The sequence below is a fragment of the Streptomyces lunalinharesii genome, assembly GCF_039532155.1.
GTDB lineage: Bacteria > Actinomycetota > Actinomycetes > Streptomycetales > Streptomycetaceae > Streptomyces > Streptomyces lunalinharesii.
In genome coordinates this window covers 91,334-107,923 of the sequence record NZ_BAAARK010000013.1, presented here as the reverse complement: position 1 = coordinate 107,923, position 16,590 = coordinate 91,334, and the positions used below count along the sequence as shown (strand labels likewise).

The window sequence follows — 16,590 nt, the reverse complement described above, 5'->3', positions numbered from 1 at the left end:
CTGCCGGGCGCCCCGCCCGTGCGCCGGCCGACCGGTGCCCACCACCTCCACCGGTGCGCCGGGCGGTGCCGGTCACGGGCCCGCCGGGTCGTCGAAGGCGTCGACGAGCGCGTCGAGCGTCTTCGCGGCCGGGCTCTCGGTGACCGCGTCCAGGGGGAGTTCGGCCCAGATGAACTTGCCCTGCGGGGTGTAGCGGGTGCCCCACCGCCGGGCGTACCGGGCGATCAGGAACAGCCCGCGGCCGCCCTCGTCGGTGGTCCGGGCGTGCCGCAGGTGCGGTGCGGTGCTGCTGCCGTCGGACACCTCGCAGATCAACGCCTCCGCGCGGATCATCCGCAGCCCGATCGGGCCGGAGGCGTGCCGGATGGCGTTGGTGACCAGTTCGCTGACGATCAGTTCGGCGGAGAACTCCAGTTCCGCCAGGCCCCACCGGGCCAGCTGGTCGGCGGCGGACCGGCGGGCCGCGCCGACCGCCGAGGGGTCCGCTGCGACGTCCCAGGCGGCCAGCTGCTCCTGCGGCACGGCCCGGGTGCGGGCCAGCAGCAGGGCCACGTCGTCCACCGGCCGGGTGCCGGGCAGGCTGCTGACGACCCGTTCGCACAGCTCCTCCAGCGGGGCCTGGGGTTCGGCCAGCGCGGTCCGCAGCCGGGTGATCCCGCCGTCCAGGTCGAGTGCCTTCCCCAGGAGCAGCCCGTTGGTGTACAGCGCCAGCAAACTGCCTTCGGGCAGCGGCAGTTCGACGGATTCGAAGGGCATCCCGCCCAGCCCCAGCGGCGGCCCGGTGGGCAGCTCCAGCAGTTGGCAGCCGCCGGCGGGGCTGACCAACAGGGGCGTGGGGTGCCCGGCCCGGGCCAGGGTGCAGCTGCAGGCGACCGGGTCGTAGACCGCGTACAGGCAGGTCGCCCCGATCACCCCGTCGTCGCTGTGTGCGTCGTGCGCGACGCGGTTCACCATGTCGTCCAGGTGGGCCAGCACCTCCTCGGGGGCCAGGTCGAGGCCGGCCAGCGCCTGCACGGCGGCCCGCAGTCGGCCCATCGTGGCGGCGGCGTGCACCCCGTGCCCGACCACGTCGCCGACCACCAGCGCCACCCGCGCCCCGGACAGCGGGATCACGTCGAACCAGTCCCCGCCCACCCCGGACTGCGAATCGGCCGGCAGGTAGCGGTAGGCCGCGTCCACCGCGCTCTGCTCGGGCAGGTCGCGCGGCAGCAGGCTGCGTTGCAGGGTGAGCGCCGCGGAGTGCTCCCGGGTGTACCGGCGGGCGTTGTCGATCGAGATCGCCGCGCGGGTGACGAACTCCTCGGCCAGGACCAGGTCGTCGGGCTGGAACGGGCCGGTGGGCCGCCAGCGGGCGAAGGTGGCCGCGCCCAGGAAGCTCCCCCGGGCCCGCAGCGGCACCACCATCAGCGAGTGGAAGCCCAGTGCGCGCAGCCGCCCGGCCCGCACCGGGTCGTCGGCCGCCCAGTCGGCGCGGTCCAGGTCCAGTTCCGGCAGCAGCACCGACTCGCCCCCGGTCAGGCTCAGCACCACCGGCGCCGACGGCGGGTACGCGGTCCGCGCCCCGACCGCGATCACCGCCTCCGGGCACCCCGCCCGCACGGACTGCTGCCCGGCCCGGCGCACGCTGAGCAACGCGGCGGGCTCGACCGGGCCGGCCGCCGGCTCCTCGCCGGTGAGCATCGCGTCGAGCAGGTCGACGGTGACGAAGTCGGCGAGGTCCGGCACCGCGACGTCGGCCAGCTCCTGGGCGGTCTGCCAGACGTCCAGGGAGCCGCCGATCCGCTCGCCGGCGCGGTTGAGCAGCGCCATCCGCTGGCGGGCGCGGTAGCTCTCGGTGACGTCGAGGACCATGTAGCAGATGCCGAGGACCTGGCCGGACTCGTCCTCCAGGCGGAAGAAGGACGTGGAGTAGGCGTGTTCGTGCTGCGGGTCGGACTCCGGGCGTCCGAGGTACTCGTAGCCCATGGACGGCACGCCGGTCCGCAGCACCCGCCGCATCTCCGCCTCGACGGACTCCACCGCCAGGTACGGCAGGACGTCGCTCAGCCGCTTGCCCAGCCGCTCGGCGCGCGGGGTGCCGCCCATCCGTTCCAGGGCGTCGTTGAGCCAGACGTAGCGGAGTTCCGGGTCGAGCATGGCCACCCCGATCGGGGACAGCCGCAGGATCCCGTTCAGCAGCGAGCGGCTCGCCCCCGACCAGGGCGTCCACGCCACCTCGGCGGCCAGCACCAGCCGCGCGGCCGGGTCCGGGCCGGCCAGTACCGGCAGCACCCGCACGTCCAGGTCGAGCCGGTGTCCGGCGCGGTCGCGCACCGCGACCAGTCCGCTCCAGCCGCCCTCCGCCGCGAGCCGGTGCCGCCAGGCCCGCTCCCCGGGCACCGCCCGGGCGTCCGCCGCGGCGAACAGCTCCGCCAGCGGCCGACCCAGCGCCCGGGCCGACACGTGACCGAGCAACCGCTCGGCGCCCCCGGTCCAGCCCCGCACCACCCCCGCCCGATCGGCCAGCACCACGGCGGTCCGGGTGAGGTCGAAGGCACCGTCGCCAGGAAGGCGGCTGCTCGGGGAGGCGCTCATACAAGACCGATCCACTGCCGGCTCCACACCCTGCGAAGGCCCGGTCCACCGGGCCGCCACCGCGTACCACCAGCGCCTCCCACGGTACTCCGGGAACCCGCCGGGGCGCTTGTGCAGCCGGCCCCCGCACCGCCCGGTCGCCGCCGCCGGCGCGGCCCGTTGTCAGTGCCCGCTGGCACCCTCGGACCATGAGCGCCCCCACCCCCGCCGACCCGGCGCCACCGCCGCCCGTTCCGTCCGCCGCCTACTGGGAGGCCGCCGCCGCGACCTACGACACCGAGCCCGACCACGGCCTGCGGGACCCGGCCGTCCGTGCCGCCTGGGCCGCCCGGCTGCGCAGCTGGCTGCCCGCCGAACCCTCCGAGGTCCTCGACCTCGGGTGCGGCACCGGCAGCCTGGCCCTGCTCGCCGCCGAGCAGGGCCACCGGGTCACCGGGGTCGACCGCTCGCCGGCCATGCTCGCCCGCGCCCGGACGAAGCTCGCCGGCCGATCCGCCCGGTTCGTCGTCGGCGACGCCGGCCGACCCCCTTTCGGTCGGCGGCGGTTCGACGTGGTCCTGGTGCGGCACGTGCTGTGGGCGCTTTCGGACCCGGCGGCCGTCCTCCGGCGCTGGGCGGGGCTGCTGGCCCCCGGCGGCCGCCTGGTGCTCGTCGAGGGCCGCTGGGGCGAGTCCGCCCCCGTGGGCCTCTCCGTCGCCGAACTCACCGCGCTGACCGGCCCGTTGGCGGCCCGCACCGAGCTCGACCCGCTGTCCGCCGACCCGACGCTGTGGGGCCGGGAGGTGCGCGACGAGCGGTACGCGATGGTCGTGCGGGTGGCGGCGGGGCGGGCCGCGCCCCGGCCGCGCCACACCGAAATCGTCGACGTCCACCTGGTGCTCCGCCGCGGCGACGAGGTGCTGTTGGCCCGCCGCGCGGGGACCGGCTACGCGGACGGCCTGCTCAACTGTCCCTCCGGGCACGCCGAGGACGGCGAGGACGTCCGCGCCGCGCTCCTGCGCGAGGCCGCGGAGGAGCTGGGGCTGCGCCTGGCGCCAGAGGACGTGCGGGTGGCGCTGGTGATGCAGCACTGCGCGCCGCCGCCCGCGCGGCCCCGGATCGGCTGGTTCTTCGAGGCGGCGTACGGGGCGGGCGGCGAACCGCACAACCGCGAACCGGACAAGTGCGCGGGGCTGGCGTGGTACCCGCTCGACGCCCTGCCGGACGACATGGTCGCCTACTGCCGCGCCGGGTTGGAGGGGCTGCGCGCGGGCCACCGCTTCCTGCTCCACTGGCACCGGCCCGGCGACGCCGTCGCCCACGACCCGGCCGGCCCGGGCCGCGCGGTCGCCCTGGACGGCGGGGGCGGCGGGGGCGGCGCCGCGCCGTGAGGGCCGCCCCCGCCCGGTGCGTTTCCGCCCCGGCTCACCCCCGCCCCCACTCCCGCACGTGCCGCACCTCTCCGCCGCACCGCCGGTAGCCGAACGCGCGGTTGATGGCCAGCATGGCGGCGTTGGTGACGTCGTTGCCGGTGAGGGCCTCGGTGCAGCCGGCGTCCCGGGCGCGGCGCAGGGCGTCGGTCGTGGCGAGCCTGGCCAGGCCCCGGCCGCGGAAGGCGCGGCGGCAGCCGGTCATGAGGGTCGCGTAGCGGCCCCGGTCGTCGGTGGCGGCCACGGTGTACGCGGCGACCGCGCCGTCGACGGTGACCACCGTGGTCAGGCCCAGGTCGACGTCGGGATGCTCCCAGGTGGTGCGCAGCCAGTCCGGGTAGCTGACGGCGTCGGCGGCGACGTCGGCCGGTTGGTCCGCGGCGGCCTCCGCGTCCGCCGCGTACACGGGGCGCGGATCGGCCCCGAAGTCCGCGCCGGTGCACAGGCCGACGCCCGGCGGGAGGGCGGCGGGCAGCGGCGGGAGCGCGGCCTGCGCGAGGGCGAGCCGGAGGAAGTCGGCGCGGCGGGTGGGGCGGTAGCCGTGCCGCGCGGCGAAGGCCAGCGAACGGGGTTCGTCCACGGTCCGGGCGTGGCCGCGGCGCATGCCGAGCGCGCTCAGGTGCGCCTCGCCGGCGGCCAGCAGCGCGCTGCCCGCGCCGCGCCCCCGGTGGTCGGGGTGGACGAGGGCGGTGACCAGTCCCTGCCCCGGCAGGCCGGCCTGGTGCAGCAGCCCGGCGTTGAGCTGGCCGACCACCCGGCCGTCGCGTACGGCGACCAGCGCGCGCAGCCGTTGCGCAGGGGGCGCCGCGGCGACCTGCCAGGCGACGCCCTGCGGGGTCGCGAGCAGGAACGGCACGGCGGCCCGGCGCAGGTCGGCGACGGCCTTGGCGTCGGCGGGGCGGAAGTCGCGCACGGTGAGCGTCATGGTCGCGCACGGTACGCCGGTGCGGCCCGCTGCACCGCGCCATTTTCCGGGCCGCGACGGCGGGTCGGGGCGGGCCCGCCGGCTGCCCCGACCGGGCGTCGCACGGGTGCCGGGCCGGCGCCGGTCCGGTGAACGGTGGCGGCGTGGCTCATTCCGGACGGTCGCCCCGACGTATAGGTGGCCACTGCAACTACCCGGGCGTACGGTGATCGCGCAGGCCGCCGCCGGGAACGCGCGCGGCCCGGCGTACCCCGAAGGAGGAGCCGCCAGCATGTGCGGAATCACCGGATGGATCTCCTACGACAACGACCTCACCACCCAACGCCCCACCCTTGAGGCGATGACCCGGACCATGGCCTGCCGCGGCCCCGACGCCGGCGGCATATGGCTCGGCCCGCACGCCGCGTTGGGGCACCGCCGGCTCGCCGTCATCGACATCGACGGCGGCAAGCAACCGATGAGCGTCGCACACGACGGCCGCACCCTGATCGTCACGACCTACAGCGGCGAGGTCTACAACTACCGGGAACTGCGCGCCGAGTTGACGCAACTGGGCCACGCCTTCCGGACGAACAGCGACACCGAGGTCGTGCTGCACGCCTACCTGGAGTGGGGCGAGGCGTTCGTCGAGCGCCTCAACGGCATGTACGCCTTCGCGCTCTGGGACCCGCGCACCGAGCACCTCCTGCTGGTCCGCGACCGGATGGGCATCAAGCCGCTCTTCTACTACCCGACCCGCGACGGCGTCCTCTTCGGCTCGGAGCCCAAGGCGGTGCACGCCCACCCGGACGTCCGCCCGGCCGTCGACGCCGAGGGCCTCGCCGAACTGATCACCTTCACCAAGACGCCCGGCCACGCCGTCTACAAGGGCCTGCACGAGGTCCGCCCCGGGCACGTGGTCCGCGTCGACCGCAACGGCGTCCACGTCAGCCGCTACTGGGCCCTCGAAGCCCGCGAGCACACCGACGACCTGGACACCACCGTCGCCCGCGTCCGGGAGCTGCTCGACGACATCGTCGCCCGCCAGCTGATCGCCGACGTGCCGCTGTGCACCCTGCTCTCCGGCGGCCTGGACTCCTCCGCGATCACCGCGCTCTCCGCCAAGGCGCTGGCCGCCCAGGGCAGCGGCCCGGTCCGCTCGTTCGCCGTCGACTTCACCGGCTACACCGAGAACTTCACCCCCGACGACCTGCGCGGCACCCCCGACGGCCCGTACGCGCACGCCCTGGCCGAACACGTCGGCTCCGACCACCACGACATCGTGCTGGACACCGCCGCCCTGATGGACCCCGGCCACCGCGCCGCGGTGCTGGCCGCCCGCGACCTGCCCAACGGGTTCGGCGACGGCGACACCTCGCTCTACCTGCTGTTCAAGGCGGTCCGCGAGCAGTCCACGGTCGCCCTGTCCGGCGAGTCGGCGGACGAGGTCTTCGGCGGCTACCGCTGGTTCCACGACCCGGAGTCGGTCTACGCCGACACCTTCCCCTGGGTCGCCGCCGGCCTGTCCGGCCGGTTCTCCGGCGGCAACTCGGTCCGCGAGGCGCTCCTGGACCGCGCCCTGCTCAAGCGGCTGGACCTGCCCGGCTACGAGCAGCAGCGCTACCGCGAGGCGCTCGCCGAAGTCCCCTACCTGGACGGCGACACCGGCCACCAGCGCCGGATGCGCGAGGTCAGCTACCTGCACCTGACCCGCTTCGTGCAGATCCTCCTGGACCGCAAGGACCGCGCCAGCATGGCCGTCGGCCTGGAGGTCCGGGTGCCGTTCTGCGACCACCGCCTGGTCGACTACGTCTTCAACACCCCGTGGGCGATGAAGACGTTCGACGGCCGGGAGAAGTCGCTGCTGCGCGCCGCCACCCGCGACGTGCTGCCCGACCTGGTCGCCGACCGCGTCAAGAGCCCCTACCCGAGCACCCAGGATCCGGGCTACAACGAGGCGCTGCGCAGCGAGCTCAAGGAGCTGGCCGCGGACCGCGACGCCCCCGTCCGCCCGCTGCTGGACTCCGAGGTGCTCGCCGCGGCCACCGCCGCCGGCGCCGACCACGACGTCCGCCCCGCTGCCGAACTCGTCCTTGGCATGGACGCCTGGCTGCGCACCACCGGAACCACCCTGGAGCTGTAGGCCGCCGCGGCCCCCTCTCCGGGCACGGTGGCCGCTCCTGACGCACAATGGATGCGACAAAACCGCGCACCCCGCGCCGGCGGACGCGCGCACCCCGCGCACCCGCCGCCCGCGTCACCACCAGCACCAGGAGCGCCACCGTGTCCCCGCAGTCCCTGACGATCACCATCGACCCGGCGGCGGCCGAGGCCCCGTTCGAACAGGTCCGCACGCAGATCGCCGACCAGGCCCGCACCGGCACCCTGCCGGTCGGCCACAAACTCCCCACCGTCCGCGGCCTCGCCGAGGACCTGGGCCTGGCCGCCAACACCGTCGCCAAGGCGTACCGGGCCCTGGAGACCGACGGGGTGATCGAGACCCGCGGCCGCAACGGCAGCTTCGTCGCCGCGGCCGGCGACGCCGCCGACAAGGAGGCCGCCGCGGCCGCCGCGGCCTACGCCCACCGCGCCCAGCGGCTCGGCCTGGACCGCACCGCCGCGCTCGCCGCCGTCACCGACGCACTGCGCGCCACCTACGACAGCGGAGCCTGAGGAAGCCCGCGGCACCGCGCACCAACCGGCCCGCGACCGGGGCCCACCCGGCAGCCCGGTCCGTGCCCCGCCCCAGCACCGGAGGAGACCATGCCCAGCCGGCTCGCCCTCGTCCGACGCCCCGGCCCCCGCCTCGCCGAGGGCCTGGTCACCCACCTCGACCGGCAACCCGTGGACCCCGCGCTGGCCCTGCACCAGTGGGAGACCTACGTCCAGGTGCTGCGCGACCACGGCTGGCGGACCACCGAGGTGGCGCCCGCCGACGACTGCCCCGACGCGGTCTTCGTCGAGGACACCATGGTCGTCTTCCGCAACGTCGCCCTGCTCGCCCGCTCCGGCGCCGAGTCCCGCCGCCCCGAGCTCCCGGCCGCCCGCGAGGCCGCCGCGGCGCTGGGCTGCTCCCTCAACGCCGTCCGCGCCCCCGGCACGCTCGACGGCGGCGATGTCCTCAAGGTCGGGGACACCGTGTACGTCGGCCGCGGCTGCCGCACCAACGCCGAGGGCGTGCGCCAACTGCGCGCCGCCTTCGAGCCGCTGGGCGCCCGGGTGGTCGCGGTGCCGCACCGGCGGGTGCTGCACCTGAAGTCGGCGGTCACCGCCCTGCCCGACGGCACCGTCATCGGCTACCTGCCGTTCGTCGAGGACCCCTCGGTCTTCCCGCAGTTCCGGCCGGTCCTGGAGGAGGCGGGCGCGCACGTGGTCCTCCTGGGCGGCGACGCGCTCCTGATGGCCGCCTCCGCACCCCGCACCGCCCGGCTGTTCACCCGGCTCGGCTACCGCCCGGTGCCGGTCGACATCAGCGAGTTCGAGAAGCGCGAGGGCTGCGTCACCTGTCTGTCGGTGCGCCTGCGCGACCTGGTGGAGGATCCGGGACGGAGGTGACGCGACGTCACCCCGACGACGGGCCGGGGCATCCTTGCCCCATGAGCAACCTCGACCTCCGCCCCACCCCCACCCGCTGCGGCGGCAACCGCCACACCGGCCCGGTCCGCGAACTCCAGCCCGGCAAGCAGGTCCCGCTCGGCGAGAGCACCCTGGTCCGCCGCCTCCTGCCCAACCTGGGCCGCCGCATGGTCGGCGCCTGGTGCTTCGTGGACCACTACGGCCCCGACGACATCGCGGACGAGCCCGGCATGCAGGTCCCGCCGCACCCGCACATCGGCCTCCAGACCGTCAGCTGGCTGCGCGCAGGCGAGGTCCTGCACCGGGACAGCCTGGGCTCCCTCCAGACGGTGCGCCCCGGCGAACTGGGCCTGATGACCGCGGGCCGCGCCATCGCCCACTCCGAGGAGTCGCCGCGCCACCACCCCGACGTCCTGCACGGCGCCCAGCTCTGGGTGGCGCTGCCCGACGCGCACCGGGCCACCGCCCCCGCCTTCGAGCACCACGCGGACCTGCCCGTCGTCACCGGCGGCGGCGGGCTGCGCGCCACCGTCTTCATGGGCGAACTGGCCGGTGCGGCCTCGCCGGGCACCACCTACACCCCCCTGGTCGGCGCCGACCTCGCCCTCGCCGCCGGCACCGACGCCCGGCTGCCCCTCGACCCGGACTTCGAGTACGCCGCACTGACCATCGCGGGCGCCCCCGAGGTCGACGGCGTCCCGCTGACGCCCGGTTCGCTGCTCTACCTCGGGTGCGGCCGCACCGACCTCCCGGTGCGCGCCGCCGAAGCCGGCGACCTGCTGCTCCTCGGCGGCGAACCCTTCGAGGAGGAGATCGTCATGTGGTGGAACTTCGTCGGGCGCACCGGCGACGAGATCGCCGCCGCCCGTGCGGCGTGGAACGCCGGCGGCGAGGGCTTCGGCACCGTCCGCGGCTACGCCGGTGACCGGCTGCTCGCCCCGGAACTCCCGCCGGTCCCGCTCAAGCCGCGCGGCCGGGCCCGCTGACCCGGCCGGGCACCGGCGGCCCGGACGCCCTGTAACGCCGTTACTGACGCCACGTCCCGAGGTCGTGTCCCCAGAGATCGCGCCGCGGCCGCGGGCACGTTGGGGGCGTGCCCCGAGGGCGTGCCGCGTGCCCGGGGAGCGGGCCGGGCCCCGAGCGGTCCGTGGACGGTCGGCGTGCGGTCCGTGCGCCGCGGACGCGCCCTGTCCGCGCCGGTCGGGGCCTGCCTAGGGTGGTCCGCCGTGCGACGTCGTGGTGGGGAACGTCAGGGGCGTGCCGGGCCGGAGCGGGCGGCCGACGGGCGCCCGCAGGGGCACCGGGGGACGGCCTTCGGGGTGGCGGTGGTGGTCGGGGTGGCGGCGTTGGCGCTGCTGTTGGTGATGTGCGGGGCGGGCGGCGCGCACGGGGTGCCGCCGCCCCGGCCGGGGCGCCCACTGACGGCGCAATGGCCCGGCGTCGCCCCCACCGGTGCGGAGACTGGCCGGACGCCGACCCGAGGTGCCCGGTGGAAGGAGCCGCATCCGTGGAGCCGCCGACCGGAGCCGCCCTGACGGTGGTCATGGTGTGCCTGACCGTGGTGACCGGAGTGCTCGACGCCGCCAGCTTCCTGACCCTCGGTCACGTCTTCACCGCCACCCAGACCGGCAACCTGCTCTTCCTCGGCTTCGGCATCGCCCGACAGGGCGGGCTGCCGGTGGCCGCCACGGTGATCTCGCTGGGCGCGTTCCTGGCCGGGGCGGTGGCCGGGGCGCGGGTGGAGTCCGCCCTGGCCCGGCGCCGGCGCCCGTGGTTCCCGGTCGCCCTGCTTCTTGAGGCGGCGCTGCTGGTCGGTGCGGCGGTGGCCAGTTGGGGCACCGGTGCGGCCCGGGGGCTGACGGACGAGCAGCGCTACCTGGCCATCGCCCTGATGGCGGCGGCGATGGGCATGCGCAACGTCACCGCGCTGCGGGTGGGCGCCGCGGACCTCAGCACGACGGTGGAGACCCGCGCGATGACGGCCCTGGTGAGCGGCTCGGTGTTGGGCGGCGATCGTCGGCTGGGCTACGGCAGCCACGCCGTGCCCCGCCGGCTGACGTCGGTGGGCGCGATGCTGCTGGGCGGGCTGCTGGGGGCGTGGCTGATCGGGCTGGGCACCCGCACCTCGCTGGTGGTGCTGCTGGCGGCGGTGACCGTGGCGGCCACCGCCCTCCTCGTCCCGGGGCTCGCGCACGGGCGCAGCGCCGACGGCTGACCGGTCAGCCGTCGACGCTGCGCCCCTTGGGACGGGGCGCGCGCAGGGCACCCCGCGCGCGCCGCGGTGCCTTACGGGACGAGCTTCAGCAGCTTGTTGGGCGAGCCGCTGCCGGGGCCGGTCACGACCCCGGAGGTGGCGCCGTTCACCAGGGCCGTGGCGACCTGGGCCGGCGTGGCCGTCGGGTGCCCGGCGAGGTAGACCGCGGCGGCGCCCGCGACGTGCGGGGTGGCCATCGAGGTCCCGGAGATGGTGTTGGTGGCGGTGTCGCTGGTGTTCCAGGCGCTGGTGATGCTGCTGCCGGGCGCGAACAGGTCGACCCGGGAGCCGTAGTTGGAGTACGAGGCGCGGGCGTCGGTCGAGGTCGTCGCGCCGACGGTGAGGGCCTCGGGGACCCGCGCGGGGGAGTAGTTCTGCGCGTTGTCCCCCGAATTGCCGGCGGCGACCGCGTAGGTCACGCCGCTCTTGATGGAGTTCTGCACCGCGGCGTCCAGCGCGGCGTCCGGGCCGCCGCCGAGCGACACGTTCGCCGCCGACGGGCCCTTGTGGTTCTTGGTGACCCAGTCGATGCCGGCGACGACCTGGGCGGTGGTGCCGGAGCCGGAGTTGTTCAGCACCCGCACGGCGACGATCTTCGCCTTCTTGGCCACGCCGTACGAGGTGCCGGCGATGTTGGCCGCGACGTGGGTGCCGTGGCCGTTGCCGTCCTGCGCGACGTTGTCGTTGTCGATCGCGTCGTAGCCGTTCGACGCCCGGCCGCCGAACTCCTGGTGGGAGATCCGGACGCCGGTGTCGATGACGTACACGGTGGCGCCGGCGCCACCGGTGGCGGGGTAGGCGTACTTCTTGTCCAGCGGCAGCTTCGCCTGGTCGATCCGGTCCAGCCCCCAGGACGGCGGGTTGTCCTGGGTGTCCAGGGCGTGCACGGTGCGGTCCTGGTAGACGCGGTCGACGGCGGGGTCGGCCGCCAGCCGTCTGGCCTGGGCCTCGGACAGGGTGACGGCGTAGCCGTTGAGCGCGGCGGTGTAGGTGCGCTGGACGGTGCCGCCGTAGGCGGATATCACGCCGCGGCCGTCCGCCGAGGCGGCCTTCAGGCCCGCGGTCGGCTTGAGCGTGACGAGGTAGCTGCCGTGCACGGCGTCCGCGGCGCCGGCGCCGACGACGGTGCCCTGGGCGGGCGCCGCCTGGGCGGGCAGCACCAGGGCGCCGAGCGTGGCGGCGGCCGTGGCGGTGGTGACCGCCGCGGCGATCCGGAGGGTGCGGGAGCGCCGGCGGTCGGCGCGGGGGGTGGTGGAACGCATCACTGCCATCGCGAGGGAGTCCTCCTCATCGGTGGCGCGCCGTGGTGCGCGCGCAGGTGGGGCGTACGGGGTCGTACGCAATCGGTCGATCTGGGAAAGTCCGTGACCGACCGTCAAAAGGTTCGATGAGTCGCACCCAGGTATCAAGAGTCCCAACGGGATGTCATATGCACGTCATGGAAAGGCAATGGCGCCGCAGTGATGAACCTGACACATCGGCAGATTGTTCGTGAACTCTGTACGACTTTTGGCATGGACACTGCCGGCGACGCGGGACTCTTGGTACGACGGATCACGCAGAGATCCTGCTATGGGAGGTTCCATGAGAGTGTCCCGTTTCGCGGCATTGACATCCGCCTTCTTCGTTGCTTCGTCGCTCGCGCTGACCGGCGCCGGCGCGGCCGAGGCAGCCCAACTCACCGCCACCGGGGGCTATGTGGCCCTCGGTGACTCCTACTCGGCCGGCGTCGGCTCCGGCAGCTACGACAGCGGCAGCGGCGCGTGCAAGCGCAGCACCAAGGCCTACCCGGCCCTCTGGGCGGCCGCGCACTCCCCCTCGTCGTTCTCGTTCGCCGCATGTTCGGGAGCCCGAACGGGTGATGTCGTCAGCGGCCAGCTTGGGGCGCTCGGCTCCGCCACGAGCCTGGTCAGCATCACCATCGGCGGCAACGACGCCGGATTCGCCGACACCATGACGACCTGTGCCCTCCAGGGCGAGAGCGCCTGCCTCGCCCGGATCGACCAGGCCCGCGCCTACATCAAGAACACCCTCCCCGGCAAGCTCGACACCGTGTACGCGGCCATCACCAACAAGGCCCCGTCCGCCCACGTCGTCGCCCTGGGGTACCCGCACTTCTACAAGCTCAACGGCGTCTGCGTCGGCGGCCTCACCGAGAAGTCCCGGACCGCCGTCAACGCCGCGGCCGACGACATCAACGGCGTCATCGCCAAGCGGGCCGCCGACCACGGCTTCGCCTTCGCCGATGTCAACTCGACCTTCGCCGGCCACGAGCTGTGCTCCGGCAGCCCGTGGTTGCACAGCGTGACCTATCCCGTCGACGAGTCCTACCACCCCACCGCCGCCGGCCAAGCCGGCGGCTACCTCCCGGTGTTCGGCTCCGCTGCGTGACCTTCCGTGCACAGGGCGCGGAGGAGGGGCTCCCCGCCTCCGCGCCACGCCCCGTCGGGCACCCCGTGCGCTCCCTCAACTCGCCCTGGCACGCGTGCTGTACGTGACATTCCGTATGGTGTTCGTCAACGTCAAGGCATGGCAGGTGAATCCGTTGACCGGTCTGCACGCGTGTCCTCCAAGAGAGATAGGGTTACCCTGCCCGTTGGCCGGGTGCCCTCGTACGGGTGGGGAGAGTCATGGAACAGATAACAATGCGCAGCAGGGCGAGAGTCCCTGCCATCACGTGCGGGAGCAGCGCGACCAGTGCGCGGCTCGACCGCCATCTCGCGGTGCTCGGCGGTCCCGCCATCCCGCAGCGTGAGGCGGAGGGCGCCACGTCACTGATGCAGGAGCTCACCGCGCGTGACCACACGCGCACGGTCAAGAGCCGCGGCCACCGCGTGTCGCTGTTCGCGCCGTTGCGCAGGTTGCGCCGTTCGCTCTTCGGCGGCCACGGCTGAGCCGCCCCTGAAGCGGCACCACCGGCTCAGGCGACCCACCGTCCCGGCCCGGCGCAACGCCGCCGCCCGGTGCCTGTTTCTCACCACCCGTCACCCCATGGCGGGTGGTTCTTTGTGTACCCGCGCGCGGGCGGGGCCGCGCGGCGCGGCGACGGCTCACCACAGGGCGAACTGACCCTCCGGCCCTTCCTCTTGGTGGTCCAGCACGGACGCCGGCCGGGTCGTCGCGGCCGGCACCGGCAGCACCCCGGCGGCCCGCAGCTCCGCCACCCCGAACCGCGGCCCCGCCGCCACCGCCCGCCCCAACTCGGCCACCCGCGGCGCCAGTTCGCCCCACAGCGCCAGGACGGTGACCAGCTCCAGCAGCTCCGAGGTCCACTCCTGCGGCCAGGCGGCGGGGCGCAGCGCCGCCAGGGAACCGGGCTCGGGGGGCTCGCCGCCCGCGGTCGCACTCCCAGTGCGTTGCGCGAACCACTGCTCCAGCACCCGTACGCCCCCGGCGTGGAACTCCCAGGCACCCGCCGGCACCGGTGAGATCCGGCCGTCGCCCAGCAGCAGCGCCTCGTCGTCGGGGTCGTAGTCGAGGGTCCGCGGCAGCCCGCGGGTCGGCAGGGCGGCCCGTACGTAGGGCCGCCGGCCGCCCGGGAGCCGTGGCCGCCCGGCCGACCCGTCGGCGCCGCCGTGGTGCGCGCCCCAGGTGCCCAGCCAGAGCAGCCGGGTGCCGAGCGCCACCCCGCGGTCCCAGAGGTCCGGGTCGGCGGTGAGCGGCACCGCGGTGCCGTCGGGGGAGTGCGCGGCGGTGGCGGTGATCCAGGCGAGCAGGTCGGTCGGCCGCACCGGGCGGTCCAGGCGGTGGGCGAGGAGCGCGACCAGACCGGGGGCGAGGTTGGGCTCGACGCCGCCGGGCCGGCGGTAGAGCGGGTGGATCCGGCCGGGCCGCCCGGCGGGGGAACGGCCGTCCGGCAGGAGCGCCGAGCAGACCACGGCGGGGCCCGCGGCCTGCGGGACGTGCCCCAACTCCACCAGGAACAGCTGGTGTTCGTCGGCCACCCGCCACAGCTCCGGGCGGGCCGCGTCGAGCAGGCGGTGGTCGGGCAGCAGCCACTGCCGGTCGAACGGGCCGTGCAGGATCCGCACCGGCTCCGGGCAGCGGCCGACCGCCCGGGCCAGCCGGGCGGTCCCGGTGTCCTGCCCGGGCAGCTGGCCGACCGCGGAGTGCAGGGTGCGCGCCCGGGACGGCCGGAACAGCCGCTCGCGGACGGCAGGGTCCGCGGCGTCGGCGAGCGCCTGCCAACGGGCCCGCAGGGTGGCCGGATCCGGTCCCATCACCCAGGAACGGCCCGGGCGCAGCGGCGCCACGGACCACGGCATCAGGTCGGACAGCCGTGGCGCGGCCGCCCCTGGCGCGCCCTGCTTCGCCGTCACGCGGAGCCCCTCCCGGACCGTTGGTTGCCCCCGGCATGGTAGCGGCGGGTGCGGCTCCCGTTCACGGCGCCCGCGCCGCTGCCGGCCGGCGCAGGCGCCCTTCCGTCTGCTGATCTTGGCGGAGTACCGTCCTGGCCGTACGTCTGCCGAGGGAGGGCCGCGATGACGGAGACTTCCCCCGCGCCGGAACGGCGCGGGACCGCCAACGGGACGCGGGTCGCCGCACGGTTGGACCGGCTGCCGCCGTCCCGGTGGCACCGCAAGGTCACCCTCCTCGTCGGGATCGGGGCCTTCTTCGACCTCTACGAGATCTTCCTGGGCGGGGTGCTCGCCGCGGTCCTCGCCGAGCAGTGGGGCCTGGGGCCCACCGCGAAGTCGGCGGTGATCGCCGCCGGGTTCCTGGGGATGTTCGTCGGCGCCAACGTGCTGTCGGTGCTCGCCGACCGGCTCGGGCGGCGCCGGATGTTCCTGGTCAACCTGGGCGGTTACGCGGGCTTCTCGCTGGCCGCTGCGGCCGCGCCGGACCTGGGCTGGCTGCTGGCGCTGCGCTTCCTGGCCGGTCTCGGCCTCGGTGCCGAACTCGTCCTGGTGGATACCTACTTGGCGGAGTTCCTGCCGCGGGCGGTCCGCGGCCGCTACCTCGCCCACGCGTACACCCTCGGGTTCGTCGGCGTCCCGGTGGCGGCGCTGCTCGGCGCCCGTCTGGTGGCCGGGCACCCGGTGCTGGGCGTGGACGGCTGGCGCTGGCTGCTGGTCGTGGGCGCGCTGGGGGCCGCCTTCATCCAGCTGATGCGCCGGCAACTGCCCGAGTCGCCACGGTGGTTGAGCGTGCACGGGCGCGGCGCGGAGGCCGACCGCATCGTCACGGACATCGAGCGGCGGGTGGTGGCGGAGACCGGAAACAGCCTGCCGTCCGTCCCGGACACCACCGACGTCCCGGAACGCCGGGTGCCGTTGGGGGCGATGTTCCGCGGCGAGCAGCGGCGCCGGACCGTGATGTGGTGGATCTTCCAGGTGCTCCAGACCGTGGGCTACTACGGCTTCGGCTCGTTGGCGCCCGTGGTGCTCACCGCCAAGGGGTACACCGTCACCGACTCGCTGCTGTACGCGGCGCTGAGCTACTGCGGCTATCCGCTCGGCTCCGCGCTGTCCGTCCCGCTGATCGACCGGATCGAGCGCCGGACGCTGATCGTCGCCGCCGCGCTCGGCATCGCCGGCTGCGGGCTGGCCTTCGGCTTCGCCACCGCCACCTGGGCGATCGTCACCTTCGGGGTCCTGCTGACGGTGTGCAGCAACGTCTTCTCCAACGCCTTCCACGTCTACCAGACCGAGATCTTCCCGACCGGTCTGCGCAGCAGCGCGATCGGCATCGCCTACTCGCTGTCCCGGCTCACGTCGGTCGTGCTGCCGTTCGTCGCGCTCGGCGTGCTGACCGACCTCGGTGCTCCGGCGGTCTTCGCCGGTTCCGCGGCGCTGATGGTGCTGCTCTGCCTGGACGTGGTGCTGCTGGGGCCGCGCAGCACGGGGCGGAGCCTGGAGCGGATCTGACGTCCC

13 protein-coding genes are annotated in these 16,590 nt (G+C 75.2%); 9 read left to right on the top strand and 4 right to left on the bottom strand.

Annotated features, from left to right (window positions below):
* Window positions 1-72: 72 nt before the first annotated feature.
* The gene (locus tag ABD385_RS21005; protein ID WP_344578346.1) at window positions 73-2,574 is read right to left on the bottom strand and encodes a SpoIIE family protein phosphatase; all 2,502 of its coding nucleotides are present in this window, start codon (window positions 2,572-2,574) and stop codon (window positions 73-75) included.
* A 188-nt stretch (window positions 2,575-2,762) separates the two neighbouring features.
* On the opposite strand from ABD385_RS21005, the gene ABD385_RS21000 reads away from it, so the two are divergent.
* Entirely contained in the window at window positions 2,763-3,944 is a 1,182-nt protein-coding gene (locus ABD385_RS21000; protein WP_344578344.1) for a methyltransferase domain-containing protein, read from the top strand.
* Window positions 3,945-3,978: 34 nt separating this feature from the next.
* On the opposite strand, the gene ABD385_RS20995 is transcribed toward ABD385_RS21000, so the two are convergent.
* Entirely contained in the window at window positions 3,979-4,908 is a 930-nt protein-coding gene (locus tag ABD385_RS20995) for a GNAT family N-acetyltransferase (protein WP_344578343.1), read from the bottom strand.
* A gap of 271 nt (window positions 4,909-5,179) precedes the next feature.
* Between ABD385_RS20995 and asnB the strand changes: the two genes are divergently transcribed.
* The 5 genes from asnB to ABD385_RS20970 all read left to right on the top strand — a co-directional run bounded on the left by asnB (window position 5,180) and on the right by ABD385_RS20970 (window position 10,678).
* Window positions 5,180-7,030, top strand: coding sequence for an asparagine synthase (glutamine-hydrolyzing) (asnB, locus tag ABD385_RS20990; RefSeq protein WP_344578340.1), 1,851 nt, complete (start codon window positions 5,180-5,182; stop codon window positions 7,028-7,030).
* 140 nt (window positions 7,031-7,170) lie between these two features.
* Window positions 7,171-7,560 carry a GntR family transcriptional regulator gene (locus ABD385_RS20985; protein WP_344578339.1) on the top strand — a complete coding sequence of 130 codons (390 nt, stop codon included), beginning with the start codon at window positions 7,171-7,173 and terminating at the stop codon, window positions 7,558-7,560.
* Between the two features lie 90 nt (window positions 7,561-7,650).
* Entirely contained in the window at window positions 7,651-8,442 is a 792-nt protein-coding gene (gene ddaH / locus ABD385_RS20980; protein ID WP_344578335.1) for a dimethylargininase, read from the top strand.
* Between the two features lie 41 nt (window positions 8,443-8,483).
* Window positions 8,484-9,449, top strand: a complete 966-nt coding sequence (locus tag ABD385_RS20975) for a pirin family protein (protein WP_344578334.1) — start codon at window positions 8,484-8,486, stop codon at window positions 9,447-9,449.
* A gap of 521 nt (window positions 9,450-9,970) precedes the next feature.
* A complete protein-coding gene (locus ABD385_RS20970; protein ID WP_344578333.1) occupies window positions 9,971-10,678 on the top strand; it encodes a YoaK family protein in 708 nt (235 codons plus the stop codon).
* A gap of 71 nt (window positions 10,679-10,749) precedes the next feature.
* On the opposite strand, the gene ABD385_RS20965 is transcribed toward ABD385_RS20970, so the two are convergent.
* A complete protein-coding gene (locus ABD385_RS20965; protein WP_344578332.1) occupies window positions 10,750-11,988 on the bottom strand; it encodes a S8 family peptidase in 1,239 nt (412 codons plus the stop codon).
* Window positions 11,989-12,301: 313 nt separating this feature from the next.
* Between ABD385_RS20965 and ABD385_RS20960 the strand changes: the two genes are divergently transcribed.
* A complete protein-coding gene (locus ABD385_RS20960; RefSeq protein WP_344578331.1) occupies window positions 12,302-13,108 on the top strand; it encodes an SGNH/GDSL hydrolase family protein in 807 nt (268 codons plus the stop codon).
* A gap of 239 nt (window positions 13,109-13,347) precedes the next feature.
* Window positions 13,348-13,611 carry a hypothetical protein gene (locus ABD385_RS20955; RefSeq protein WP_344578324.1) on the top strand — a complete coding sequence of 88 codons (264 nt, stop codon included), beginning with the start codon at window positions 13,348-13,350 and terminating at the stop codon, window positions 13,609-13,611.
* Between the two features lie 156 nt (window positions 13,612-13,767).
* Here the strand turns inward: ABD385_RS20955 and ABD385_RS20950 are convergent, their stop codons facing one another.
* Window positions 13,768-15,036: a type ISP restriction/modification enzyme gene (locus tag ABD385_RS20950; RefSeq protein ID WP_344578321.1), complete on the bottom strand. Its 1,269-nt coding sequence runs from the start codon at window positions 15,034-15,036 to the stop codon at window positions 13,768-13,770.
* Window positions 15,037-15,198: 162 nt separating this feature from the next.
* Between ABD385_RS20950 and ABD385_RS20945 the strand changes: the two genes are divergently transcribed.
* Complete coding sequence (locus tag ABD385_RS20945) at window positions 15,199-16,584, top strand: MFS transporter (protein WP_344578318.1); 1,386 nt, start codon at window positions 15,199-15,201, stop codon at window positions 16,582-16,584.
* The last annotated feature ends 6 nt before the right edge of the window (window positions 16,585-16,590 follow it).